This window comes from Picosynechococcus sp. PCC 7117 (assembly GCF_001693275.1).
Classification (GTDB): Bacteria; Cyanobacteriota; Cyanobacteriia; order Cyanobacteriales; family MRBY01; genus MRBY01.
In genome coordinates, this window is sequence record NZ_CP016477.1 from 57789 (window position 1) to 82942 (window position 25154).

At 47.7% G+C, this 25154-nt stretch carries 30 protein-coding genes; 8 read left to right on the forward strand and 22 right to left on the reverse strand.

What is annotated here, in order from left to right:
• Nucleotides 1–11 precede the first annotated feature (11 nt).
• From AWQ22_RS00255 to AWQ22_RS00290, 8 genes are all read right to left on the reverse strand, one after another.
• Nucleotides 12–665, reverse strand: coding sequence for a DUF3318 domain-containing protein (locus AWQ22_RS00255; protein WP_065709824.1), 654 nt, complete (start codon nt 663–665; stop codon nt 12–14).
• Nucleotides 666–782: 117 nt separating this feature from the next.
• Nucleotides 783–1130, reverse strand: a complete 348-nt coding sequence (locus tag AWQ22_RS00260) for a helix-turn-helix transcriptional regulator (RefSeq protein ID WP_012305692.1) — start codon at nt 1128–1130, stop codon at nt 783–785.
• A gap of 63 nt (nt 1131–1193) precedes the next feature.
• Complete coding sequence (gene accB / locus AWQ22_RS00265; RefSeq protein ID WP_065709825.1) at nt 1194–1691, reverse strand: acetyl-CoA carboxylase biotin carboxyl carrier protein; 498 nt, start codon at nt 1689–1691, stop codon at nt 1194–1196.
• Between the two features lie 85 nt (nt 1692–1776).
• Nucleotides 1777–2334 carry an elongation factor P gene (gene efp, locus AWQ22_RS00270; protein WP_012305694.1) on the reverse strand — a complete coding sequence of 186 codons (558 nt, stop codon included), beginning with the start codon at nt 2332–2334 and terminating at the stop codon, nt 1777–1779.
• A 68-nt stretch (nt 2335–2402) separates the two neighbouring features.
• Nucleotides 2403–3095 (reverse strand): ComF family protein, encoded by a 693-nt coding sequence (locus AWQ22_RS00275; RefSeq protein ID WP_065709826.1) that lies wholly within the window; start codon nt 3093–3095, stop codon nt 2403–2405.
• Complete coding sequence (locus AWQ22_RS00280; protein ID WP_065709827.1) at nt 3092–3511, reverse strand: type II toxin-antitoxin system VapC family toxin; 420 nt, start codon at nt 3509–3511, stop codon at nt 3092–3094. Before AWQ22_RS00280 ends, AWQ22_RS00275 begins: the two co-directional genes overlap by 4 nt.
• A gap of 6 nt (nt 3512–3517) precedes the next feature.
• Nucleotides 3518–3757 (reverse strand): FitA-like ribbon-helix-helix domain-containing protein, encoded by a 240-nt coding sequence (locus AWQ22_RS00285; RefSeq protein ID WP_012305697.1) that lies wholly within the window; start codon nt 3755–3757, stop codon nt 3518–3520.
• 95 nt (nt 3758–3852) lie between these two features.
• Nucleotides 3853–4752, reverse strand: a complete 900-nt coding sequence (locus AWQ22_RS00290; protein ID WP_232321410.1) for a hypothetical protein — start codon at nt 4750–4752, stop codon at nt 3853–3855.
• A gap of 281 nt (nt 4753–5033) precedes the next feature.
• Between AWQ22_RS00290 and AWQ22_RS16520 the strand changes: the two genes are divergently transcribed.
• Nucleotides 5034–5743 (forward strand): IS1 family transposase gene (locus tag AWQ22_RS16520; protein ID WP_397428282.1). Its coding sequence is split into 2 segments (ribosomal slippage): nt 5034–5319 and nt 5319–5743, totalling 711 coding nucleotides; the frame shifts between segments, so codons are not numbered across the junction.
• 14 nt (nt 5744–5757) lie between these two features.
• On the opposite strand, the gene accD is transcribed toward AWQ22_RS16520, so the two are convergent.
• The gene (gene accD / locus AWQ22_RS00300; protein ID WP_062431589.1) at nt 5758–6717 is read right to left on the reverse strand and encodes an acetyl-CoA carboxylase, carboxyltransferase subunit beta; all 960 of its coding nucleotides are present in this window, start codon (nt 6715–6717) and stop codon (nt 5758–5760) included.
• A gap of 26 nt (nt 6718–6743) precedes the next feature.
• Entirely contained in the window at nt 6744–6953 is a 210-nt protein-coding gene (locus AWQ22_RS00305; RefSeq protein ID WP_012305700.1) for a hypothetical protein, read from the reverse strand.
• 151 nt (nt 6954–7104) lie between these two features.
• Here AWQ22_RS00305 and mutT point away from each other — a divergent pair, with 151 nt between their 5' ends.
• Complete coding sequence (mutT, locus tag AWQ22_RS00310; protein WP_065711581.1) at nt 7105–7503, forward strand: 8-oxo-dGTP diphosphatase MutT; 399 nt, start codon at nt 7105–7107, stop codon at nt 7501–7503.
• Nucleotides 7504–7609: 106 nt separating this feature from the next.
• Here the strand turns inward: mutT and rnc are convergent, their stop codons facing one another.
• Nucleotides 7610–8335 (reverse strand): ribonuclease III, encoded by a 726-nt coding sequence (gene rnc, locus AWQ22_RS00315; RefSeq protein ID WP_041443295.1) that lies wholly within the window; start codon nt 8333–8335, stop codon nt 7610–7612.
• 89 nt (nt 8336–8424) lie between these two features.
• Between rnc and AWQ22_RS00320 the strand changes: the two genes are divergently transcribed.
• The 3 genes from AWQ22_RS00320 to AWQ22_RS00330 all read left to right on the forward strand — a co-directional run bounded on the left by AWQ22_RS00320 (nt 8425) and on the right by AWQ22_RS00330 (nt 13585).
• Nucleotides 8425–8925 carry a hypothetical protein gene (locus tag AWQ22_RS00320; protein ID WP_030006783.1) on the forward strand — a complete coding sequence of 167 codons (501 nt, stop codon included), beginning with the start codon at nt 8425–8427 and terminating at the stop codon, nt 8923–8925.
• A gap of 43 nt (nt 8926–8968) precedes the next feature.
• Nucleotides 8969–11971, forward strand: coding sequence for a UPF0182 family protein (locus AWQ22_RS00325; RefSeq protein ID WP_065709830.1), 3003 nt, complete (start codon nt 8969–8971; stop codon nt 11969–11971).
• A 105-nt stretch (nt 11972–12076) separates the two neighbouring features.
• Nucleotides 12077–13585: a bifunctional UDP-sugar hydrolase/5'-nucleotidase gene (locus AWQ22_RS00330; RefSeq protein ID WP_065709831.1), complete on the forward strand. Its 1509-nt coding sequence runs from the start codon at nt 12077–12079 to the stop codon at nt 13583–13585.
• An 86-nt stretch (nt 13586–13671) separates the two neighbouring features.
• Here AWQ22_RS00330 and AWQ22_RS00335 read toward each other — a convergent pair whose 3' ends face one another.
• Nucleotides 13672–13926 (reverse strand): chlororespiratory reduction protein 7, encoded by a 255-nt coding sequence (locus AWQ22_RS00335; RefSeq protein WP_062436418.1) that lies wholly within the window; start codon nt 13924–13926, stop codon nt 13672–13674.
• Between the two features lie 37 nt (nt 13927–13963).
• Between AWQ22_RS00335 and AWQ22_RS00340 the strand changes: the two genes are divergently transcribed.
• Nucleotides 13964–15394: a YdiU family protein gene (locus AWQ22_RS00340; protein WP_065709832.1), complete on the forward strand. Its 1431-nt coding sequence runs from the start codon at nt 13964–13966 to the stop codon at nt 15392–15394.
• Between the two features lie 6 nt (nt 15395–15400).
• Here the strand turns inward: AWQ22_RS00340 and AWQ22_RS00345 are convergent, their stop codons facing one another.
• The 6 genes from AWQ22_RS00345 to AWQ22_RS00370 all read right to left on the reverse strand — a co-directional run bounded on the left by AWQ22_RS00345 (nt 15401) and on the right by AWQ22_RS00370 (nt 19688).
• Entirely contained in the window at nt 15401–15643 is a 243-nt protein-coding gene (locus AWQ22_RS00345) for an HNH endonuclease (protein ID WP_065709833.1), read from the reverse strand.
• Nucleotides 15643–16038, reverse strand: coding sequence for a KGK domain-containing protein (locus tag AWQ22_RS00350; RefSeq protein ID WP_065709834.1), 396 nt, complete (start codon nt 16036–16038; stop codon nt 15643–15645). The genes AWQ22_RS00345 and AWQ22_RS00350 overlap by 1 nt, the downstream gene beginning before the upstream one ends.
• 8 nt (nt 16039–16046) lie before the next feature.
• Nucleotides 16047–16403 (reverse strand): KGK domain-containing protein, encoded by a 357-nt coding sequence (locus AWQ22_RS00355; RefSeq protein WP_071925372.1) that lies wholly within the window; start codon nt 16401–16403, stop codon nt 16047–16049.
• Nucleotides 16404–16406: 3 nt separating this feature from the next.
• Nucleotides 16407–16775 carry a KGK domain-containing protein gene (locus AWQ22_RS00360; protein ID WP_065709836.1) on the reverse strand — a complete coding sequence of 123 codons (369 nt, stop codon included), beginning with the start codon at nt 16773–16775 and terminating at the stop codon, nt 16407–16409.
• A gap of 1 nt (nt 16776) precedes the next feature.
• The gene (locus tag AWQ22_RS00365) at nt 16777–17178 is read right to left on the reverse strand and encodes a KGK domain-containing protein (protein WP_065709837.1); all 402 of its coding nucleotides are present in this window, start codon (nt 17176–17178) and stop codon (nt 16777–16779) included.
• Between the two features lie 83 nt (nt 17179–17261).
• Nucleotides 17262–19688: a dynamin-like GTPase family protein gene (locus AWQ22_RS00370; RefSeq protein WP_065709838.1), complete on the reverse strand. Its 2427-nt coding sequence runs from the start codon at nt 19686–19688 to the stop codon at nt 17262–17264.
• A 283-nt stretch (nt 19689–19971) separates the two neighbouring features.
• Here AWQ22_RS00370 and AWQ22_RS00375 point away from each other — a divergent pair, with 283 nt between their 5' ends.
• Nucleotides 19972–20151, forward strand: coding sequence for a PCP reductase family protein (locus AWQ22_RS00375; protein WP_065709839.1), 180 nt, complete (start codon nt 19972–19974; stop codon nt 20149–20151).
• A 2-nt stretch (nt 20152–20153) separates the two neighbouring features.
• Here AWQ22_RS00375 and lpxB read toward each other — a convergent pair whose 3' ends face one another.
• From lpxB to AWQ22_RS00395, 4 genes are all read right to left on the reverse strand, one after another.
• The gene (gene lpxB, locus AWQ22_RS00380; protein ID WP_065709840.1) at nt 20154–21326 is read right to left on the reverse strand and encodes a lipid-A-disaccharide synthase; all 1173 of its coding nucleotides are present in this window, start codon (nt 21324–21326) and stop codon (nt 20154–20156) included.
• A 6-nt stretch (nt 21327–21332) separates the two neighbouring features.
• Nucleotides 21333–22136, reverse strand: coding sequence for an acyl-ACP--UDP-N-acetylglucosamine O-acyltransferase (lpxA, locus tag AWQ22_RS00385; RefSeq protein ID WP_315862069.1), 804 nt, complete (start codon nt 22134–22136; stop codon nt 21333–21335).
• Between the two features lie 43 nt (nt 22137–22179).
• Nucleotides 22180–22647 carry a 3-hydroxyacyl-ACP dehydratase FabZ gene (gene fabZ, locus AWQ22_RS00390; protein ID WP_012305711.1) on the reverse strand — a complete coding sequence of 156 codons (468 nt, stop codon included), beginning with the start codon at nt 22645–22647 and terminating at the stop codon, nt 22180–22182.
• Between the two features lie 118 nt (nt 22648–22765).
• Nucleotides 22766–24106 carry a transposase gene (locus AWQ22_RS00395; protein ID WP_065709841.1) on the reverse strand — a complete coding sequence of 447 codons (1341 nt, stop codon included), beginning with the start codon at nt 24104–24106 and terminating at the stop codon, nt 22766–22768.
• Nucleotides 24107–24695: 589 nt separating this feature from the next.
• On the opposite strand from AWQ22_RS00395, the gene AWQ22_RS00400 reads away from it, so the two are divergent.
• Nucleotides 24696–25136, forward strand: coding sequence for a hypothetical protein (locus AWQ22_RS00400; protein ID WP_065709842.1), 441 nt, complete (start codon nt 24696–24698; stop codon nt 25134–25136).
• Nucleotides 25137–25154: the final 18 nt, after the last annotated feature.

Below are 25154 nucleotides of genomic sequence, written 5' to 3' on the forward strand. Positions count from 1 at the left end.
TACTACAGGAATTAGCTTATTTTCGGACGGCGTACCTGTTGGTCTTCCATCTGGGCCTTGGCTTTGGCTGCACTCTTCCGTAAGAACTGGAGCCGTGTTTCGTAATCTTTGCGTTTGCGGCGGTTGGGGGTTTGCTCAATCAGGGCTTTAAGGGCACTCCCCAAACTCTTGTAGGCATTGGGCAGGGTATAACCAAACCGAGTAGCGAGGCGAATCGCCTGTTCGTCGGCATCAATGGCGATGGTCATCCGTTTTTCACCGCTATTTTTTTGCCATAGTCGGTAACCCGAAAAACCACAAAGGGCGATCGCTAAAACCAAGAGCAAACCATCCTGGACCCAAAGCTCGCCCACAGCACCCCCCAGACCAATGGCGAGGGCTGCCATTTCCCAGCCTTCCCGGGGAATTGTATCGTTCTGGATCTTTGCAACTTCATGCCAAAACAAGAGGTTGCGTTGGTCAATGGCGAGATTTTCCCACTTCGCCAAATCAATTTGAATTTCGACTTCATCTTTACCTAATTCTTCGCAGCGGATGAGAGGGGGATTGACTTCTGTGCTGCCCTCAACCATCACCCAACTTTGCAACTCAGGGGGCAACAGCGTCTTGAGGCGACGCAGCTCACTCATTTCGGCTCTGGCAGAAAAAGTGGAATAGGAAGTCATAGGATCGGCAATCTGTAGGTGGGCTAGGGAATAAATTCTTGCTTCGTTATAACAATTGTAAACTTTCGTGACCTAATCCTTTTGTTAACCTTGGACAGCATCAACAAAGGCGATCGCCTAGGAAGTCAAAGAGGCATTGCGAAACTTCTTTGCCTGTTCTTCAATGCGCTCAGCCAAGCGATTACAAACTAAATTACACAGGTCGTAGATCAGTTCATCACTGACCCGATAATAGGCAGAAGTTCCTTCACTCCGTCGCTGTAAAATTCCTGCCTGGAGCATCACCTTGAGGTGTTTAGACACGTTTGCTTGGCTTGTATCCGTTGCCTGAACCAAATCCTGGACGCAGCGTTCCCCGTCCTGTAAAAGACCTAAAATCCTCAACCGCATCGGTTCTCCCAGAACACTAAAGTACGAAGCTACCTGTTGGAGAACTTCTGGGGGCATCTGATGGTCGTCAGGCATTGGTTTTCTCAGAAAAAGGAATAGATAGTTTAAGACTATTGTATCAATTGATTATTGGAATGCTTAGGTTGGGTTGACCCACATTAGGGTCTGACCAAATTCAATGGGTTCACCGTCTTCAACGGCAATTTTAACAACTTCACCGCTGACTTCTGCCTCAATCTCATTCATTAATTTCATCGCTTCGATGATGCAAACGGTTTGACCATTGCCAACGCGATCGCCGACGGCAACGAAGGGATCTTCACCAGGGGCCGGCGCGCGGTAAAACGTTCCCACCATGGGGGAGGTGATAGCGACCCACTTATCATCAATGCTTGCACTGGGAGCCGGGGTTTCCGCTTGGGGGGCTTCTGGGGTTGCAGTCGGTTGAGAAACAACGGGAGTGGACGTCGCTGGTTGGGCGATCGCCTCGGACATCACCATCGTCTGGGGAGCAGCCACAACAGTACCTTTGCTCACACGGAGTTCAAAATCATCGGTTTTGAGTTCAAACTCGGTGACATTGGTTTGGCCGATGGTGGATAGAAGTTCTTGGATCTCTTGTAAATTAATAGCCACAGAACAGGTTATTCCTCACAACTGCATGGGTAGGGGGGAGATCCAAGCCAGGATTAGTGCGGATCTCCAAAAAAGCTTTGGGGCTTTATTCGCGACCGAGATAGGTATCGGTGCGGGTATCGATCTTGATGCGCTCACCAATCGAGATAAAAAGAGGCACATTGACCTGGGCCCCTGTGGAAACGATGGCGGGTTTGGTGCCCCCTGTGGCCGTGTCGCCTTTCACACCAGGATCTGTCTCCGTGACTTCGAGGACAACGGTATTCGGGAGTTCAACGTCAATGACTTGGCTGTTCCAGAAGAGGACATTAACTTCCATTTCTTCCATCAAGTATTTAACGCGATCGCCAATTTGCGCTTCCGTTAGGCGGACTTCTTCATAGGTTTCCATATCCATAAAGACAAACTGCTCGCCCTCTTTATAGGTATGTTGCATGGTGCGTTTGTCGAGGATCGCTTGGGGAACGGTTTCACCAGCGCGGAACGTTTTTTCAACGACGCTGCCTGTTTGGGCGTTTTTTAGTTTTGTCCGGACAAAGGCGGAACCTTTACCGGGTTTAACGTGGAGAAATTCGACGACGCGCCACACTGAACCGTCTAATTCGATGGATGTACCAGTACGAAAGTCATTACTTGAAATCATGGAGCTTTAGCAACATTACGGGCTTGCATAATCAAACCATATTCTACCGTTGATAGGGAAATTTCCGGCTAAATTCCTCCACTGCTTTCGGGGGGAGGTGTTTTTCCAGTTTTAGGGGTGGCGATCGCCGCAATGCCGCAAACTTCTAAGCCCCCACGCACAAGGGTTTGTTGGGCTTCAGTGGCCGTTGTCCCCGTTGTGTAAATGTCGTCGATCAGCAAAATAGGCTGGCGCAATCCTTGGGATATAACTTTAGGGTTAAGGGAAAAAGCCCGTTGCAGTTCCCGTTGTCGTTGTGCCACCGTCAGTTCAAAGAGGGCTTGGGTTGCTTTTGGGCGTTGGAGAAGCTGGGCTTCGTAGCGCAATCCGGTGACTTGGGCAAATTGACGGGCGATAATTTCTGCTTGGTTAAAACCCCGTTGCTGTTGTTTTGCGGGGTGCATTGGGATGGGGATAACGGTTAATTTTTGCTGGTTTGGAAAGGATTTTCGCCATTGTGAACCCAATTGGGTACCGAACCAGCGTCCCAGTTGAGGGCAATTGTCATATTTCATTGTGGCGATCGCCCGTTTGAGGCTGCCGTCATACTGGCCCCAGACGAATAGCGGCAGATCGTTTTGCCAGTGGCGTTTAGGATTGATGAGCTTTGTTTTTTGTAATTGGCGATCGCAGTCCCGACAGACGATATGTTCTCCAGGGCGATCGCAGAGGGGACATTTATCCTGAAGAAATAGGGAAAAGAAATCTTGAAAAAGTTTCATGATTGCCAAGGATTAACAACATCGATGCCACAATGGTGAAAATCGTCAATGTTGCGAGTCGCGATAATACCTTGGTTGATCAAACAAATCGCCGCAATCTGAGCATCAAACTGAGATATTGGTCTTCCTTGTTTTCGCCGCGCAGATGAAATGTCTGCAAAAGCAATGGCGGCCTCATCATCAAAAGCGAGAATCTTATGGCGAAACTCCATTTGGAACATATTCCGAGCCGCTTGAGTGAGTTGCTCCCGTCGCTGCCCCTCTGGCAAAGTGGCAATACCATAAAGAATTTCCGCTTGAGTGATCGCCGTCATAAAAAGTTCTGTACGGTTTTTTTGGGCAATCCAAGCTTTCACCAGATGGGAGCCTTGGGGCTTCATGAGCTCAGAAAGAACATTTGTATCTAAAATAATCACCGTGCTTCAAGCGAGAAAGACATCGCGAATTTTTTCCCGGGGGGGTAAGGGAATTTCAAATTCATCGAATTCTTGGAAATGTTGGGCGATCGCCTCCACCAAATTTTGTGATGACTCCTCTGCCACTAAAGCTTTTTGCAATATATCAATAATTTCTGCTTCGAGGGTACGTCCATGTTTCTGGGCACGTTCTTGTAAACGCTCGCTGAGATGCCGATCTAAATCGTGAATTGAGATGCTGGCCATATTTTTTTAGGCGTAATTGTCTAACTTCGATTGTAATGTGTCATAAAAAACTCCCTCAGACAGAAGGAGTAATCTGCACTAACGAGTGTTTTTCATTACTTGGCGAATTGAATGTCTAGGGTACGCATATAAATTTGCATCCCTGCATCCTGTACCGGAAAAACAAAGGCATCTTCGTCAGACTCGTTGTGGTGGGAATGCCAAAGGCTCGGTGGCGTTACAAAAACGCTATTGGGCTGCCACATTACTTTCACTGGGTTGATGATATTGCCATCGTTATCAAGGGATTTGCCGATCAACGTGTAGGTATTTTCTTTCGCTGAAACCGCTAAATCTAAGGCAATGGAATTGTGACGGTGGGGCTTTTGGGAAGAATGGGGCGGCACCAGATTATACAAAGACCACATGGTGTGGGTGGCGGTGCGGGTTGCTTCGCTTTCGGGGTTGCCTAAAATTACACCGTTACGGTTGAGGTTGCGACGAATGCCTTCTTCCCGGATACGTTCAATTTCGCTGTTGAGATATTCGCTGGCGTAGAAAGCCGGTTCAAAGCGGGGGGCAGTGGGCCGAACGCCAAGATAAGCCAACATTGGTGCGTCGTGAACCCAATAGAGCGCACTATCTTCATCGGCATAGTGGGTAACGCCTGCATTCATTGGCAGGGTAAAGGAGTCGCCTTTTTTCCATTCGAGTACGCCATATTCAGTTTCGGTACGCCCGGCACCGCGCATCACATAAAAAACTTCAGAACTGGAAGCGGCGATCGCCGGAATCTGGTCCCCAGCATTAATCCGAATATAGTTAGCGAGAAGATTCGGAGTCGTGGCGGGGTATTTTGTCCCCAGTTCCACCGCAAGGTCGAGGGGAATGACCCGTGTTTCACCGGATTCATGGAGGCTGGCCGGAAATGCGCGAATGGGTACATCTGCTAAACGCGGATTGGCTGCCTTGTGATATTCCCAGCTGAGTGCTGTCTTCTGCCAAGTCTGATTCATGACATTTTCCATATCCCGACTCCCGCTCAACCTAAATTAATACCTAAAGAAAAATGTCTCTCCGCGACGCCCTATCAAGACATTGTTTGGGTCGATGCAAAGAGATGTTTAATCAAAGTTAACATGAATGCCAGTAATAACAGTACATTTAGCAACAAAATCCCTAAAGGGTGCCATTGTTTATGCTAATCACGGCAATGTTTTTTACTTACTTTGTCGGTGGTACTAAAAGGGTAATGACGGTTTTGTTAAGGTAGAACGGAAGTCATTGACTCCGACCCATGCCTCAATGTCCCAGCTGTCAATCCCAACATACAGTCAAAAATGGGCACATCCACAACGGTAAACAGCGCTTTCTCTGCAAGCAATGCGGTCGTCAATTCGTGGAACATCCCACCAATAAACTCATTGATGCTGAAACCCGCGCTCTGATTGACCGTCTGCTTTTCGAACGTATTTCGATGGCCGGCATCGCCAGAGCTGTTCAAGTTTCTGAACAATGGCTGCAAAATTACGTCAATATGAAAGCAGCACAAGTACCAAGAAGGGCCAAGGTTGTCCCCAAAAAAAGGGGTCTTTAAAGGTGCAGTGTGACGAACTCTGGTCTTTTGTTGACCACAAAGGCAATAAACAGTGGGTCTGGCTGGCCCTTGACGTTCAAACCCGGGAAATTATTGGTCTGCACGTTGGTTGCCGTGGTCGAGAGAGTGCAAAAGCACTGTGGGCGTCATTGCCTGGGGTATATCGGCAATGTGGAGTCTTCTACACGGATGAGTGGGAAGCCTACCGTGGCGTATTCCCTTCAAAGCGTCATCGGGTGGTTAGCAAACAGAGTGGTAAAACCAGTTATATTGAGCGCTTTAATTGTACTGTGAGGCAAAGGATGTCACGGTTTGTGAGACGCAGTCTAGCCTTCTCCAAGTGTGTATTTAATCACATTGGACTATTGTGGAATTTCATCCATCACTACAATTCCTCATTACCCCTTTAGTACTACCACTTTGTCTACTTGTAAAAGTCGTTGGTCGAAGTAGAGGCAATGGGTTCGTAAACTTTTTCTTTTTCTACATGGGGAGCCAATTGTAGCTCTGGCAGAATCGGGTGAAAGGGCTGATGGAGGCTAATCATTTGGGCGAGGGTTTTTTTCAATTCAGTGCGGGGCACAATCGCATCCACAAACCCATGTTGGAGTAAATATTCAGACGTCTGGAAATCGTCAGGAAGTTTTTCGCGCAATGTTTGTTCAATGACGCGGCGTCCAGCAAAACCGATGGTTGCTTTGGGTTCGGCAAGAATCAAATCTCCCAACATCGCAAAGCTAGCGGTGACGCCCCCGGTGGTGGGATTAGTCAAAACAGGGATGTAGAGTAATTTTTTGGTGCGATGGCGTTCGAGGGCACCAGAGATTTTCGCCATCTGCATCAGACTGAGCATGCCCTCTTGCATTCTTGCTCCACCAGAAGCACAAACAACCACCACGGGTAAACCTTCGGCGGTGCCATGTTCTACGAGGCGACAAATTTTTTCGCCGACAACGGATCCCATACTGCCGCCCATAAAGCCAAAGTCCATTACAGCGAGGGCCAGAGGCAAGCCGTCAATCAGTCCTGTGCCAGTGATCACGGCATCGGTGAGGCTTGTTTTTTCTTGGTAATCTTTGAGGCGATCGCTATAGGCTTTTTTGTCGCGGAATTTGAGGGGGTCGGTCGGCGCGACATTCTGACCAATTTCTGTCCAGGTGCCTTCGTCAATCAATTGGCGTACCCGTTCCCGACTGCCGACCCGGTTATGGAAGCCACACTCTTTACAGACCATTTGATTGTTGCGGAGGTCTTTGGTGTAAGTGAGGGCATCGCAGGATTTGCATTTCGTCCAGAGGCCATCGGCAATCTCGCGCTCCTGTTGGGGCTGGAGCTGGGTTTCAGAATTTTGGCGATTTGCGGCAAACCAATCAAAAAGAGACATAGGCGGTTAGGGCGAAACACAAGGGTTTAGGGGTCATCTTCTGGGGGACTGAGCAGGAGTAAGGCGGTCCATTGATCAGGCGATCGCACCTGGAGGGCAGCTTGGCTTCCTTGCCCAAAATAAATGCCCAGTCCAATATCTAAAACGCGGTTGGGGATACTGTGGGCGGTGAGAATTTCTCCCATCATCTCAGCTTCCCAACGGGCTTTTGTGGTTTTAATTGTAATCCAAGTCACAGTTTAGAAAAAGACAAAAGGTAGAGGTGCCCAAAGCACAAGGACAATTCTAAATGGTTTATTTCAACAAAAACCTCAATTGATCTGGGCAAATGCGGCGGGAACCATCTCCTATAATGATCGGGTTTATCTTGTGTGCGGAGTTAAAAAAATGTCGCCTTTGCCCCATAAGCAGATCGGTGTCGCCGTTATTCGCGATCGCCAGGGAAAAATTTTAATTGATCGCCGTTTAGACCAAGGGGAAATGGCGGGCCTGTGGGAGTTTCCTGGGGGGAAGATCGAACCAGGGGAAACAGTAGAAGCCTGTATTGCGCGGGAAATCCAAGAAGAAATTAATCTCCAGGTCGAGGTGGGCGATCGCCTTATGCTAATTGAATATGATTACCCGAAATTCAAAGTTTCACTCCATGTGCATTGGTGCAGTGTCCTGGCCGGAGAGGCCAAACCCCTTGAATGTGCAGAGATTTTGTGGGTCAATCCCGGCGAATTGGGGCAATACCAGTTCCCAGAAGCCAATCAAGCGATCATCGAGGCAATTCAGGAAAGCTAAATGGAACCCTAAATCTGGGCCAATCGTCTAGGACAGTAGTTTGGGTGTGAGGACAATAGAAGGGCGTCGGGGGATCGTAACTCAGGCCAGATCTCCGGGCGCTTTTCTATGGCTGGGGCGTGAAATTTTCGAGGGGGGCGATCGCCTCAAAGGCCATGCGGGCGGCAGCTTGTTCAGCGGCTTTTTTAGAACGACCAACCCCTTTACCGAGCAAGGTGTCCCCCAGCTTCACTTCCGCCAAAAACCGTTCTTCTTCGTGGCGAAATTCTGGATTTTCAGTCACTTGGTAGGTGGGGAGTTTTTGGTATTCCCCTTGGCTCCAGGTTTGCAGGGCATCTTTATAGTTTTCCCGGGCTGGATCTTGTTTAATCTCAGCGGCTTTGTGGCGGAGATGTTCGTCGAGCCAAGGATGCACAAGGCTTAAATCGTTGGTGGTGAGGAATAAAGCCCCCAACATTGCTTCAAAGGCATCGGCCAACAGGGAAATTTCCCCAGCACCGTGGTAATGGCCGTGGTAGGACAAATATTTTTTGAGATTGTAGCGGTGGGCAAATTCTGCCAGGGTGCGATCGCTCACGAGGATCGACCGGATGGCGGCAAATTCTCCCACGGGTTCAGCGGGATATTCGGCGTAGAGCACTTCAGACGCGGCCAGACGCACCACCGCATCGCCGATAAATTCTAACTGTTCATAATTTTTGTCGGGGGAAATGCTGGGGTGAGTGAGGGCCAGATCCAGTAAATCCCAGCGCATACCATGGTAATCGGGGAGGCCGAGGCGATCGATGAGGCGACGGAGGCTTTTTTGACGTTGGGGAGGAACCATGGAAATACTAAGATGGCAAAAGCAGGGAACTTTGCTTGGTGATTTTCGTCTACTCTCTACACCATAGCAATTTGAGGCAACATCAGCGGAGAATTATGGGCTTTTTTGGGCAACGGATCACACGGCTCACTCAGTTAACCCTAGGCTCTGCCTTGGTCGCGGCGGGCTTATTTCCCAGCTCCGGGGCGATCGCCAAACCGGATCGCAAACCCGAACCGACAATCGTGCAGCAATCTTCGGGGTCTAGTCAGGGGCTTCCTGGCCGCCAAACGTGGCAAGGCATCCTGGCCGATATTCGTAGTCAATATCAAACCATTCCAGACAGCCGCTTTACCCAGTTACAGGGGGATGATTTTTTTCGGAATCAGCTTTTTTCTCTGTTCTGGGGCCAAACGGGTGATCGCCGCACCATCCAAGAAATCCTTGTCGATCTGCTGCTGAATGGTTCCCGTTCCCAAACTTCCCAAGGCTATTACTTTTACGACGTGGATCGCCGCTGTCTCCCTCCGGGCCAACAACAACGCCTCGCCAGCGGGAAACCGATTCCCCCAGGCATCCTACAAAAATGCGGGCGGCCAATTTTCCGGAATTATTGATCGAGCGTGATTTTTAGGCCAGCAAGTCGATACAATCGGCACCATGGATAAAAAATGGTCACTAATTATCTATCTATGCTGTGCGATCGCCGCCGGCTGGGGTCTATTTGAATTAGTCTCCCGTTTCCTCGTTGAACAATTTTGGTTCGCTGAGCTAGGATATCGTTCTGTCTTTTTGAAGCAGGTTTCCCTACGCATCGGCCTGTGGAGCCTTGGTTTTTGTGGCTCCTTTGTGTTCCTCTGGATAAATTACCGGGTGGTTGACCGCCAGGAATGGCAAATAATCCCGGATCAGTCGGGGGGCGATCGCCAAACCAATGTACCCCGCCCTCCGTTGCAATGGTGGCAAAAATTTTTCCTCGAACCCATCCCCTATCACAAGAAAATTCCCGAATCACCGGCGATTAATTTTCGGGGGTTACTGCTGTTAATGGCTGGGTTTAGCCTGTTGATTGTCTTGATTTTGTTCCACTACGGCTCGGTGGTCTGGGAGATGGGACAACGGGACATGAGCCTGCCGCTAATTACCCCTGCTTTACCGGATCCCCTGGCATTCAAATCATTGCGCAGTTTGTGGCAATTTACCCAACAGCAAATCTGGCGTTTGGGGTTAGCTGCGGTGGTGTTGGGAGGCATCCTTTGGCAACGGTGGTTTTCTTTGCGGGCGATCGCCGTGGTTCTAAGTCTCTGTTTCGGGACGATCCTGGCGAATAATTGGGTGCGGATATTCCAGGGTTGGTTTGGAGTGCCCTTCAGTCAAATCGATCCGATTTATAACCATGATGCTGGTTTCTATGTTTTTACCCTGCCCCTGTGGCAAATCCTCGACTTTTGGTTTGAGGGTTTATTTCTCTATGGCTTGGTAAGTGTGACCCTGTACTATCTGCTGTCTGGCGATAGTTTTTCCCAGGGACAGTTTCCGGGCTTTAGTCCAGCCCAGTTACGGCATCTCAATCTCTTGGCGGGCCTCCTCTTCCTTGCCGTGGCCGGACGCCATTGGTTAGTACGTTATGAGCTGCTCTACTCCAAGCTTGGGGTGGTTTATGGGGTGAGCTATACCAATCTCAACGTCGATCAACACGTGGAAATTCTCCTCACAGTTTTGGCCTTGGCGATCGCCGCTTGGTGTTTAGGGCAATTCTGGCGCTATCCCCACCGCCGCACCGTTTCTATCCGTCGCCAACAGCCCCAGGTGTTAAAGGGCATTATTTTGTATATCGGCGTTATGGCCATCGGTGCCATTCTCTCTGCCGGGACCCAACGCCTCATCGTGCAACCGAATGAATTAGCCCGGGAGCGTCCCTATCTGGAATACAGCATCGCCTCCACCCGCAAGGCCTTTGGGCTAGATGCCATCGAGTCACGGGTGTTTAACCCAGAAGGAGAACTCACCGCCTCCGACATTGACAGCAATCCCCTAACCATCAACAACATCCGCCTATGGGACAGTCGCCCCATCCTGCAAACTAACCGCCAATTGCAGCAAATCCGGCTGTATTATCGCTTTTCGGATGCTGACATTGATCGCTATACCCTACGCCTAAACCCAGACCAAAATCCCAGCCAACAACAGGTGATCATTGCCCCCAGGGAGCTAGATTATGAAGCGGTGCCAGAACAAGCAAAGACTTGGGTGAACAAGCATCTCATTTATACCCATGGCTATGGCTTTACGGTGAGTCCAGTCAACCGGGCTGAGGAGACTGGCTTACCCCAATATTATGTACAGGATATTGGGGCTGGGGCGACGGCAGATAATGGCAATTTGACGACCTTAACCCCAGCGGTACGGGAGGCAATTCCCATTGGTCAACCGCGCATTTACTACGGTGAGCTGACCAATAACTACGTGATGACCGATACCAAGGTGCAGGAGTTGGACTATCCCAGTGGGGAAGATAACCGCTACAACACCTACGACGGGACGGGGGGCATTGCCTTTGGGAATCCCTTAAAGCGCTTGTTTTTCGCGCAATATCTCCGGGATTGGCGGATTTTGTTATCCAATGATCTCACCGGTGATACTCGCTTGTTGATGCGACGCAATATTAATCAACGGGTGCGGGCGATCGCCCCATTTTTGCGGTTTGACCGTGATCCCTACCTCGTGTCAGCCGACATTGGCGAGACCAATCGCCTCGGCGAAAAAAATTACCTCTATTGGATTTTGGATGCCTACACCACCAGTGACCATTATCCCTATGCCGATCCGGGGGAACATCCCTTCAACTACATCCGCAACTCCGTTAAGGTGGTGATCAATGCCTACAATGGCACAGTGCGTTTTTATATCGCCGATGCTGCCGATCCGATGATCCAAACTTGGGCAAGGGCCTTTCCAGAATTGTTTCGTTCCTTTGCCGAATTGCCCGATGGTTTAAAAGAACACCTGCGCTATCCAACTGACTTGTTCAATGTGCAGTCCGAACGCCTCCTGAGCTATCACATGCAGGATCCCCAGGTTTTTTATAACCGCGAAGACCAGTGGGAAATTCCCCAGGAAGTTTATGGAAATGAACCCCAGGAGATCGCCCCCTACTATCTGATCATGCGGCTACCCACGGCCACTTCAGAGGAATTTATTTTGCTCCACCCCTATACCCCCACCAGTCGCCCTAATTTAATTGCCTGGTTAGCGGGCCGCGCCGATGGAGAACATTATGGCAAGCTGTTACTTTACCAATTCCCGAAACAGAAGTTGATTTATGGGCCGGATCAAATTGAAGCCCTCATTAAACAAGACCCGGTTATTTCTCAGCAAATTTCCCTCTGGAATCGAGAAGGTTCCCGGGCAGTGCAGGGCAAGTTATTGGTAATTCCCATTGAACAGTCGCTCCTCTATGTGGAACCCCTTTACCTAGAGGCCGAAGAAAATAGCGTCCCGACCTTGGCACGGGTGATCGTGGTTTATAACAACCAAATTGTGATGTCCCGCACCTTGGAAACAGCCCTCAACACGATTTTTCGTCCGGAGCAAGTAACGCCCCAGGAGGAGACGATTTTTCGAGATCTAGAAACAGATGTGGTCGTTCCACCACCTGTCTAGGGAAATTGCCCTTCAGCGTAAATATCACAATTTATGAGCGATCGCCTTTTGCGGCGTTGACCTGAACCATCATGAAGGGATTAGTGATGGATTTGGTAATAACCCATGTTTTTTGATTGCTTTGGGAAGGTCGTTCGTTCTACGGTGCTGGTATCTGGGGCCATGGTCAGTTTGGCGATCGCCCCCCTATCTCTCTGGGCTGAAACGGTAGAATTGCAACTGCTTCACCTCAATGATGTCTATGAAATTACGCCCCTGGGTGGTGGGGCAACGGGGGGGCTGGCGCGGTTGGCGACCCTACGCAAGGAACTGCTCGCCGAAAATCCCCATACCTTCACCGTTTTAGCGGGGGATTTATTTAGTCCGTCGGCCTTGGGGACTGCGGTGGTGGATGGCGATCGCCTCGCAGGAAAACAAATTGTGGCGGTGATGAACCAAGTGGGCTTGGATCTTGCCACCTTCGGTAACCACGAATTTGACATCAGCGAATCCCAGTTCAAGCAACGCCTAGCAGAATCAGACTTCCAGTGGTTTTCGGGGAATGTCCTGACGGCGGCGGGGGAACCCTGGGATAATGTACCTCCCTACGTGATTGAAACCATTTATGGTGAGGCGGGAACTCCGGTGCGGGTTGGTTTTGTGGGGGTGGTAATTCCGAGCAATCCCGTAGATTACGTCACCTACCTCGACCCCCTAGAACAGATGGAAACCCTCGTCGCAGAATTAGAGACACAAACGGATATTATTGTGGCGGTCACTCACCTGGCGATGCAGGATGACCATTACCTCGCTGAAAATATCCCGGAAATTGACCTGATCCTGGGGGGCCACGACCATGAAAATATTCAACAGTGGCGTGGTGCGGATTTTACGCCGATTTTCAAGGCCGATGCCAATGCTCGCACGGTTTATCTCCACAATCTCAGCTACGACACAGAAACGGAGCAGTTTACAATTCAATCACATTTGCAACCGATTACCGGGGCGATCGCCGCAGATCCAGAAACAGAACAGGAGGTTAATTATTGGCAGCAACTGGCCTTTGATGGTTTTCGGGCTGATGGTTTTGAACCAGAGCAAATCATTACCGAAAGTCCAATCGCCCTAGATGGTTTGGAAAGTTCCGTGCGCAACCAACCGACGGCGTTAACGGACATCATTGCCCAGTCAATGTTAACGGCGACACCCGCTGCCGAATTAGCCATTTTTAATGGCGGCTCGATCCGTGTTGATGATGTGCTGCCTCCCGGCCCGTTGTCCCAGTATGATGTGATTCGGATTTTGCCCTTCGGGGGAAATTTAGCCACCGTTAAGATTAAGGGGGTAACTCTGGAACGAATTCTCAATCAGGGCGTGGCCAATCGCGGCACGGGGGGATATTTGCAAACGGCGGGGGTGACCTTTGTTCCGGAAAGTCAAACCTGGCAAATTGGCGATCGCCCTTTAGATCCCGAACGCATTTATCGGGTCGCAGCGACGGAATTTCTCATCTCCGGGCGGGAAACGGGCCTCGATTTCTTGACGCCTGAACATCCCGATGTGACTTTGCTCGAAACGGGAGAAGATGTGCGCTTTGCCTTCATTCAACAACTCCAGCAGCAATGGGCCGATTAGAACTTTCCCTTAGCCCCTCCAGCGGTGGGGAACAAGAAGTCTCCCTTCATAAGGGAGATTTAGAGGGATGTGGGGATGTGGATACCCTATTTTTCAAAGCGCACCGCATACCACTGCAAAAAACCCTCCTCGATTTCCAGTTCGCAATAATCTGCGAGGAGTTGATCAATTTGCTCAGCTTGGGAGGGGAGTTTGGCCAAATCGGCGGGCAATAGATCCGGCTGGGTACTGAGGAGCGTTTCAAAAAAGGTGCGGATCTCGTCGGGCTCCATCAATTGTTCTGGGTGGTCGTGGCGCAACACCACATAACCATCCACTTGGTACATAATCGGATCTGCCATAATATGCCTTAATGCTTTTTGGTTTAATTGTACGCCCATGGCCCCCATCAGTGAGCTCACCCAAAATCCCCTCGTTTGTCTGCCCTATGAACAGGTCTTTGCAAGCCTAGGCGATCGCTTTTCTGATGAAGTAACAGCGGCAGATTTTCCCCACCATGAGCTACGCTTCCGCAATGACGCCGTTTTAGAAAAATTGGGCCTCGAACCGAAACAAGTAGACGATCAAGATTTTCTCGAAGCGTTCGGTCAGTTCCAAGCGCCCCATCCCTTGCGGGCCATGTGTTACCACGGCTATCAATTCGGTCAGTACAATCCCCAGTTAGGGGACGGACGGGGTTTTCTCTACGGGCAGGTGCGCGCCCAGGATGGCTTACTCTACGATCTCGGTACGAAAGGTTCTGGTCAAACTCCCTATTCCCGCAATGGTGATGGTCGCCTAACCCTCAAAGGTGGTGTTCGGGAAGTTTTGGCGGCAGAGGCATTACACCAACTAGGCGTGAATACTTCCCGCTGTCTAAGCCTGATCGAAACAGGGGAATCCCTCTGGCGGGGGGACGAGCCTTCTCCCACTCGGTCTTCGGTGATGGTCAGGTTCCAGCGATCGCATATTCGGTTTGGCACCTTTGAGCGGCTCTATTATCTACAACGGCGGGACTTATTACAGCGACTCCTCGACCATGTGGTGGAACATTACTACGGCGAGTATGTTGGGGATGAGGATGCCTACGCCCTGTTCTACGCTGATTTGGTGAAGCGGGTGGCACGATTAGCGGCTCAGTGGATGGCGGCGGGCTTTTGCCACGGGGTTTTGAATACGGACAATATGGCAATTACGGGGGAAAGCTTTGATTATGGCCCCTATGCGTTTATTCCCAGCTATGACCGCAAGTTTACGGCGGCTTACTTCGACTACAGTGGTCGCTATAGCTACGGCAACCAACCAATGATCTGCCGCCTGAATTTAGAAATGTTGCAAATGCCCCTGGCGCTGGTGATGGATAAGCGGGATTTGGCGACGGGCCTCGTGAATTATGAAATCGAATATGAGCAAACCTATCGCCAGTTAATGCTCGAAAAATTGGGGCTGCAAGATTTGCCGGAAGATCTAGGGGCCGATCTGTTTGCCGCAACCCTGGCACTGTTGGAGGAAACCCAAACGGGCTACCACGACTTTTTCTATCAATTAGCGACCCAGTTTAATTACGCTTGGCGATCGCATTCCAGCACCATTTTGGAAAATAGTGATTTGTCAGGGCCGCTCTTTGAACAATGGCAAGGACTTTACCAGCGGGCTTTACAAGAAATCCCTGAACCTGAGTTGGCACAAATTGGCGATCGCCTGACCTCCCAAAACCCCAAAACAGCTTTGCTGCGTCCGGTGATTGAATCTATTTGGGAACCGATCACCACAGAAAATAACTGGCAACCCTTTTATGATCTGCTTACTGCAATTCAGCAACGTCAATAAAATTCCTCAAGTAAAGCGACGTTGGAAGCGGCGATCGCGACGGGTACCTTTTTTTTGATTGCAGTTTAAACATAGCGTTTGCAGATTGCTAATGTCGTTACTGCCACCTTTGGCTAGGGGAATAATGTGGTCAATGCTGAGTTGGGTTTCGTGATGTCGTGAACCGCAACATTGACATTGATAATTATCCCGTTGGTAAACGTATTTTCGGACAGAATCGGGAATTGGAAGACGCGGTGTTTTAGCCATTAAATTGATTCTTCCTCTGATTTTTTTGTGATTTCCTGACGAATGTCATCCAGAGGAGATTCAGGAATAAAATTTTTGCTGTCTTCTGAAGCTTCGACAATTAAGCGAAACCGGATTTTTTTGTTTTTCCAAACTAATTCACTATGTTCTGCGATTAAGCTTTTGATTTCATAAACAATTGAATTGTCCGTAGAATTTTTGATTTTCTGTAATTCAATAGATTCATTACTAAAAACATTATCGATCTCGTTTTCAATAGCAGATAATGATTCCGTGCAAATTTCATCAATAATATTCAAAAAAGTGCTGCTCTTCATGATGTCAGCTTCGGAGTTAATCTCAAAGACTGTGTTCTCTCCAAAGACATTTTCAATTGCATCAAAATTTTCAGACATAGTGAGTTTTACGGTTCGGATATAGATTGACGAATATCATCTAAGGGAGATTCTGCATTCCCCCTTTCCGTGGCATTGGGAATAAATTCAAGAGAAATTTTAATTTTAACTTTTCCCTTTTTCCAACCAGAGCCAGCCACATCTAATATTTCAGCTTCGTAGCCATCAGTAAACCATTGCTGATAAGGGATATAATGTTCTTTTTCCCAGTCATTTGGAGAAAATCCCAACAGTTTAGATTTGAGTGCTTTGAGAAAGTCGCCAACTTTAGCCATCGGCTGATTCATAAAAGATACTTTTACTGGTTCGAGAAAATGAATAACCGATGATTCTTGTGTGAGTAACTTTTTTTGAGTAGGTGACATAGTTTAATCTTCGGTTTTTTCTTGAATTGACTGGCGGATATCATCGAGTGGTGACTCTGGTTCTTGAATTTCAGGCTGGATCAGACAGGCTTCAAGAGAGGTTTTGAATTTTATCTGCATTTTTTGCCATCCTTCAGTTTTTCCAGGTTGAAGAATGTCAACTTCAAAAATCACACCTTCTTGCAATGAGTCTCTTAGATATTTAATGGATTTATTACAAGCTTGGTCTTTGATTTTTTGATGACTCTGGTGTGAGCAAATCCGAAGGATTTCCATAAATTCGGAAGCTCTTCTGAGAAAACTATTGGAGCCAAAATCAATTACGTCTTCTGAGTCAAGAATATCGTGAATAGGCTGAAAATTACTTTCCATTTTAGAATTCCTCAGAATTATTGATTGATTGCCGAATGTCATCTAGTGGTGAAGCTTCTGCAAAATCAGAGTTTTGAGATGAATCTTCCAATTCGATTTCCATGACGACTCGAAAACGAAGTTTTGCTTTCTGCCATCCACCACCGGAAGGGTCTAGTGTCTTACACTTTATACCCTCTTCAATAAACTCTTTGATAAACTGGTCATTAGAAGTATCTTTTGAGAAGACAACACCTTTATGCTGAAAGTATAAGATCAACTTAGAAGCCAAAACTTCTCTGAGAATTTGATCGATGTATTGAGTCAACTTTTGTAGAGTATAAACATTTCCTTCGTGATTACAATCAATTACTGCGTCCGCTTGAAGAACTTTTTCTATTGGTTGAAATTTATTGTTTTTCATGTCAACTATTTGCCAAAGGTTATCGAAATTTATGTTTTATATCGTTTCTCAATAATAGTGTTTTGCCTTGACTTAAAGAGAAATTATTCATTGTCTAAATTTTTATTGATGATTCCTTGAGAAATGTTCAAGTCTGATTCAAGGATGATCGGCAATTGTCGCTCATAGACCTGCATTTCCTGAAGGCATTGATTAATTGTTGTCGCAGCTTGATTATAGACCTCAATTTTATGTTTATATTCTTGTCGTAACTGAAGATTTCGAGCAATTTTTTCACGGGCTTCCTCTTCTAGAGTTTGTTCCAAATAACGCCGAGCTAGATTATATTGCTCTAAAATAAACTCTGATTGTTGTGCTGCCATTGGTGACAACTGAGTTTTTAGAGTTTGGTTGATCGTCTGTCGAAAGTTTTGACGAATGGTAGCGTTAACCTTGGGTTCAAAATCTAGCTTTAAAAGTTGACGAATCGCGGGTTCTGCTTCCACCATACTTTCACAATCATAGGCCTGAGAAGTCTGCTGGAGAGTTTGTCGAAATTGATAAATCGAAAAAGTTCCTTCATCATAAAATCTTGGACTTTCTCGCACATAGCGATCGCATTCTGTTCTCGCTTCACTTTGGAGTGCATAAATCAGTTGACCTTCGAGAGTTGAAATGGATTGTTCAAGACCTCCATCGTTTCCTAATAAACGATATAGTTTTCGATAATAATCAGATTGTTGAATGCGCTTCACTAAGCGTTGACAAAAATTGTGGATGAGAATGTCTGAAAATTCGATCAAAACATCTTCTAACTCATTTGCCAAATAATACAAAGCCTCTACTAAAATTGCAATTAGAGGTGCGGTTGCGTTGCGGGGATGTGAAAAAGTGGCTTGACTGTAAGCATTTTTGACAGAAAAAGTTTGCAGCAATTCATCTAAACGACTGACCATTTTTGCTTTAAGGGCCTGAAAATCCTCTTCAAAGGAAAAATCTTGGTTGATGATGATATTGTTGACTTCTTCAGTAATATGTTTTTGAAATTGAATACCGACCTCTTGTAATTCTTGGTTGAGGCGAGTTAACTCTTGAGCTTTCATCGCTTCGATCTCGTGGGGCTGGCTTTCTAACTCTCGATATTCAGAAAGTAAATGTTTCCGTAAAGCAATACATAAAGGCTGAAGATCATCTGCTAACGCAGCGAATAATTGTGGCCGTTTTTCTTCTTTAAGGTAGCAGGTAATACCTTGGCGAAATTCTTCGATACCACTGTCTTTAACAAGTTGTTCAATTAACGGTCTACCCCATTCACTTAAAATGCGGACGTAGTTTTCATTAGGAGTTTCATAACTGTTGACAGAAACTTTAAACGGCGTCCGTGTTAATTTGCCAGAGTTGGCACAATAATTGTTGAATTCACTTACGAATTGAGGCGTTTCTTCTTCGCCACCAAGATTTTTAACACTGTCCGCAAAAATACTATCAATACCAAAGCGATCGCCGCTGGCACTATCTTTAACTTGACTACCAAAAAAACCTAACAAACCACTTGTTTTGTAAATTCTTTCATCCCTTTGAAACTGACTTTGGATCAAACTATCAAGCCGTTGCCGTAGTTGCGTATTGTACCAAGTTTGATCGATACGATTAAAAACATAAAAAACACGGTCGCGAATGCCTAAGTTTGTACGCATTTTTTCCAGTAATTCTGTTTCTTCACTGGTCATATCCCCTTCCGAAGCGGGTTTGAGGACGCAGATTACCGCTGAAGTATCTGGATGAATAATTTTGTCATAGGTTAACTGGGCATCCCGTTTAACTGGAGCATCGATCCCTGGCATATCGACCAAAACATTACCATCCTCTAGCAATGGATGATGGCAATAATATTGCAATTTTTTCAAAACAGCGCTGTTACTACCCCGTCGTGCAAAATTTGCTGCTTCCGTTAGATTGGCAAAATTAAACTGCTCCATGGAATAAGTAGAATTTTGGCTAGGATGAATCCGCTCTTGATTGTGAAGATAGCCTTCGAGTAAAAGAAAAAGAGCTTTGGCTGTTTTGGCTTTGTCGGACTTGTTTTCACCCCCTTCCTCTTGCAAAATTTGTTGGCAATTATCTTGAAGGACAACAAGTTGTTGCTGGTCATCTAAAGTCTCAATTTTTAATGCGAGTCGTTGACAAAGTTGGTAGAGCTGCCCCTGAATTTCTTCGGTACTTAAAAAAGTCAGTACTACTCGCTCCTGATCTGGGGCCGCATATTCGATGTAACATTGGGTGCCTGTGGCATGGCCTTCGGCGCTGTAAAGTAGCTCCCGTTCGAGTAAGGCATTGATCAACATAGACTTACCCGCACTAAAAGCCCCAGCAAAGACAATTTCAAACTTTGGAGAGGTGGCCTTTTCGAGGGATGTGGCGATCGCTGTTGTATCCTGCTGGAAATGAAGTGTTGGTTCTTGCTGCCATAAATCGAGGAGTGCATTGACATTGGTGGTCAGGGATTGACAGGCAGGGATTAACTCGGACATTGATAACTGAGTTTGATAGGATATCTCTCAATCTATCAAAAGAATTTAAAAAAATGCCGATGCACTCGAAAATATATGACAAAATGAATTTCTGCTTGGTACCCGGAGCATAAATATCAGGCGATCGCTTCGAAAAAGATAGGAAAATTAATTTTTTTGAACCAATGCAACTATTATTTAGCTGACATAAAACTGGTAATTGCTTGAGGACTTGCTGATAGTGATTTGTCGGATAATAGTATTAAAGTACGAAGTCAAACAATTGATCACAGGAGAAATTCCGATGGAATGGACAGATGAAGCTAAAGAACTCTTTAAAAAAATCCCCTTTTTTGTGCGGCCCTTTGCTAAAAAGAAAATTGAAAAACTTGCCGAAGAAATGGGGGCAAAAATCATCGATAAGGAGATTTATATCCAGGCTAAAGCTCAATTTAATGACCCCAAAAAATCGGGGGAAACCTAATTTTATCGCCCGTGACTGGGAAAGGTAAGAATATCAACAGCCGCCACATCACAGGCTTTGCCATCGCCCATCACTGCCCGCATTTCTTGATAATCCTGCTGGAGTTGGGCTTGGCGATCGCCATCCTGGAGTAATGCCAAAGATTCCTGGACAATGCGGGGAGCGGTCGCTTCTGTTTGTAATAGTTCGGGAACAATGCGCCGCATCAGGGTCAAATTCACTGGACACATGAACGGAATCGAAAATTTCAGCAGATGTTTCGCAATCCAAGCAGTGACGGGATGTACTTTGTACAGCACCACCTGGGGGACGTCCAACAGGGCTATTTCGAGGTTTACGGTGCCCGATTTTGTGATCGCTAGATCCGCAGCGGCGATCGCCAAGGGAGTTTGGGCCGGATTATCAATCAAAATTGCATTTAAACCCGCCTCATTGACCGCTGTTTCTAGAATGTTGCGGTAGTGGGGCAAGGCGACGGGAATTAAAAATTTCACCTCTGGCACCTGACGCTGGAGAATTTTGGCCGCTTCCACCATCACAGGTAAGAGATATTTCAGCTCCTGGCGGCGGGAGGCTGGCAACAAGGTGATCAGGGGGCGGTCTTGGTTGAGACCCAGTTTTTCCCTAGCGGTGGCACGACGGGGACAGGTGGCCATTTTTGCTACGAGGGGATGGCCCACAAATTTTACGTCTATGCCGTATTCTGCAAAGTAACGGGCTTCTTCCGGGAAAATGGCAAGAATCCGGTCGGTGATGCGGGCGATCGCCTTTGTATTGTTGTCATTAAACGACCAAACCCAGGCCTGGGGCGCAATGTAGTAAATAATCGGCACCTGGGGCAACTGACGGCGAACAAAGTTACCGATACCAATATTCGGGCCAATGTAATCGATCAGCACCACCAGATCCGGCGGATTTTCTTTGAGATAGCGTTTCGCCTGCCGTTGAATGCGGAGGGTCGGAATGATGTAGGGCAGGGATTCGATCAGACCAATGGAGCCAATTTTTGTGGTGTTACCCAGGAGGGTTGCTCCCGCTGCGGCCATGCGATCGCCACCGAGGGCAGTAATTTTTAGGTCAATATTGAGCGCCTCGGCCTGACGAAAGAGCGCTTCCACCAAGAGACTCCCCTGGAGATCGCCGGATACTTCCCCCGTACTGATGAAAATATGCATTATCGCCTAGCTCCGTTTCCCCGGAATTAAACCCCGACGGCTGGGATCGAGGGCTTTTTCGAGAAACTGTTGGAGATGTTGGAGATGTTCATGGTCGCCGATAGTCGCAAGTTGGGCGATCGCCTCGGAGGTTTTGAGATCCGAGCGGTACAGTAAACGAAATGCTTGTTTGAGCAGACCCATTTCCGCCGGGGTTAAACCACTGCGCTTGAGGCCCACCAAATTCAAAGAACGCACCTTCGACGGGTTGCCTTCGACCAGCATAAAAGGTGGCACATCCCGATCAATGCGACTCATGCCCCCCAACATTGCCATCTTGCCGATATGTACAAACTGGTGAATGCCCAACATCCCACCAATCACCGCTCGCGATTCGATTTCCACATGGCCGGCGATCGCCACATTATTCGCAATGATGATGTTGTTTTCCAGAATGCAATTGTGGGCCACATGCACATAGGCCATCAGGAGATTGTCATTCCCAATGATCGTTTTTTCTCCCGCCGCCGTCGCCCGATTCACCGTCACATATTCGCGAATCGTATTGCGATCGCCAATTTCAACTAAACTGGCCGCCCCCTGATACTTGAGATCCTGTGGTTCTAAGCCAATGGCCGCCCCTGGGTAAATCCGATTCCCCTGACCAATGCGCGTATAACCATCCAAAATTGCATGGGCACCAATAACCGTACCTTCCCCAACCGTGACATATTCACCAATCACTGCATAGGGGCCAACCTGAACCGTTGGATGAATTTGAGCGTTGGGGTGAACCACCGCCGTCGGATGAATCAGAGTACTCAAAAGAATTCTCCAGTGTGCTCCATAGTAGTGTAGTGGGCCTCAGGGCCAATTATTCAAAATTCAGACGGGAAAAGAGCATCTCCCCTTCCACCGCCACTTGACCATCCACGGTGCCACAGCCCTTCATTTTCGCAATGCGCTTGGCCTTTACCGTGATCACTTCCACCGTCATAATTAGCTGATCACCAGGGACTACCGGTCGCCGAAACCGAACTTTATCAATCCCAGCAAACGCAAAAAAGCTATCTTCCATCCCCGGCATTTGGGTCAAAATAAACCCGCCCACCTGGGCCATCGCTTCCACCATCAGTACCCCCGGCATGATCGGGTGATTTGGGATGTGACCTTGGAAATGGGGTTCATTAAAGGTGATATTTTTCAGGCCCACAGCCTTTTCACCGGGAATATATTCGAGGATGCGGTCTACCAGCGAAAAAGGATAGCGGTGGGGTAATAATTTTTGAATCTCTTCGACGGGGATCGGCTGGGCCAAAGTTCCGGGATGTTCTGTGGTCATAGACGGTGATCAATTAATAACAGTCTGTGCGGCTAGTTTAGATTACCTTGTAAAGGAGTTATAAGCCAGCATTAAAACCCAGCAAAATGATTAGGTCAATCTTGCTGGGTTATTTTCCCTATTTAAGGGCGTTTTCTGCTGCTTTCCATGACGATAAGAGCCTAGCCCGGATGGATTCGCAGTGAGAACATTCCCCATCGGTTAGAGGCCCGCCACATAGGGAGCAGTTCCCTAATTCATTGGCGTGGTAATGAACTAAATCCACATACTCACCGCGCTGGACATAGCCGACTAGAGCTTTGAATAGTAATCGTGTGGCATGGGCGGCGGTTTTGGTTCTGAGAAGTCGGATCGGGATACCTTGTCGCTTGGGGGCATTCATCCAAAGATAGATCAGTTGAGCTACTGCGTTAGAGTCTCGCTGTTTGGCAATGGAAACGCGGGTAAAAACCCATAGCCAAAGCATTGATCGAGATATGTCAGACCCCCCTACGATTTGACGGTTATCTTTTTTCCCAGAAGCCTCACGACTAGGGGCAACGCCTAAACACTTCTCAAAGCGGCGGCGTGATATCTCGCGTTTCGTCTGTTTTTTGGAGTAGCGACCCCGCTTATAAATCACAATGCGATCGCCATTTTCATCTAAAAACCCTGTGATGGGGAAAATATGGGTAAGGATAACGGATTGAAGGCGATCGCCCATACCGAAAACATCAAAGACCACCAAGTAAGGCTTAAACCGTTCATCCTGTTTAAACCTCTCGGTTTCAATTTCTATCTGAATTTCTTCTTCAATAATCCTGACTAAGCGGCGGGCGTGGCTTCTGGCATCGTCGGTTAAGCCTAGGCCGCAAGTTTTGGCATATTTGCGATCAAAGGCAGATGATTTGTATTCCCCGGCAATCCATCTGATCCAGCGTGGGACGGACTTGCTACGGCGGGCTAACAGGTCTTTGTTGGCTATCTCTGGGAATTGCCATTCCAGATCCTGTTTTAAGCGGTTGATGATGGGGGATTGTACGCGGTTAAGGTGAGCCAGTCTTAAAACTTTCTCCCTGAGTTTGACGATAGTTTGATCTCTCATCTGTAGGAACCATTGGGGGTCATTTAAGTGAGTCCATCCATAATGAGCCAGCGCAAAGCTATCAAATTCATCATCTTTATCGGGAAAGCGCAAGAACTCACGATGTTTTTTAAGGCTATGGTGAGCAACTAGCCTCACTTCAACGCCATTTCGGGCTAAGTGAGTGCCCCAAAGCTTGCTGTAATTTGTGCCTGTGGGTTCCAAAATGGCGATGTCTGCTCCATAGGCCAATATCTCTTTAATGCCTTTTGGATCGGCGGTAAATTGGCGGTATTGTGCCCCATCTAGGGCATATTGCCGTGGGTTCTCTGGAAAGTGATCCAATAGGCAACAAGTGGCTAAACCACGTCCGATATCAATTCCTAAAATTTTCATGGTGCTTTAAAAAGGTGAACTTCCAAAAAATCCATAGAAAAGCCGACGTATCACCCGATAGCCCGAACAATGTGAGCCATATACCTTGTCACAGCAGTAAACGGCTCAAAGGCCGTCTATGGATTAAACCCTTATTGAGATGGGATGAGCCGACGTAATCTAGAAAGCCCTTAAGAGCCTGTTACTACAACACAGCCCGAAACCTCATCAAAGATAAGGGGTGAAAAGCTTTGGACACTTCCCACGACCGGGATAAGTTACCCGGTTTCGATTGGTAGTGAGTCAATCTCATCAGGTGGGGGTTGAACTGCGTTTCTTGATGTGGGGGCGATCGCCTTTTGTGTGGCGGGCCATCTCAAGCCGTTTAAATTCAGCAAAAATCATCTTTGCCCATAGGTTTGGGATTTCCTTGGAATGCCCGCTGGATAGGAAAATCACGTATTGCCCGCTGGCTTTACTACGGGTGATTTCTTCTATCAGGGCAAGGTTTAACCAACGAGCTGGAATGCGATCGCGTTCGATGTCATGGGCAACCGAATAGATCCATATCTTGACGAGGTTTTGCTTGGGTTGGAGCGGTTATCAAATCATGGTTAACCCGGTTTATCAGTTAAACCAAAATAACTGGGAGTTGTTTTACTCCGAAACAAAAGCAAGGGTTGTCAATGGGGAAGTGGCTTTTCCTATTGAAGATTGGGAAGCCGGATTATTAGCGGATGCTGAATTGTTGGCGGTCTACTGTGAGACAACGGAAGGTAGAGATTCATGGCGGTTTGGGGGATGGATTCGGATCGGATTTTCCACCGGGTTAACCGTTGGGGGCATTCCCGACGCGGAATCTTCCCAGGCCCGCCGGATGCAGCTCAATGCGGTAAAGCTTTTCCCCGTACAAAAATATGGCTCTGAATATTCGATAGGCTTTTCTGTCCCTTACTGGTTACCAGACATCACCATAAGAGTTTGGCAGTATATCGGCCCCATTGTTTACCCAGATTATGCGTTGCTGCAATCCATTGATTCTCGCGTGTAACCCTCATCCACTTATCAG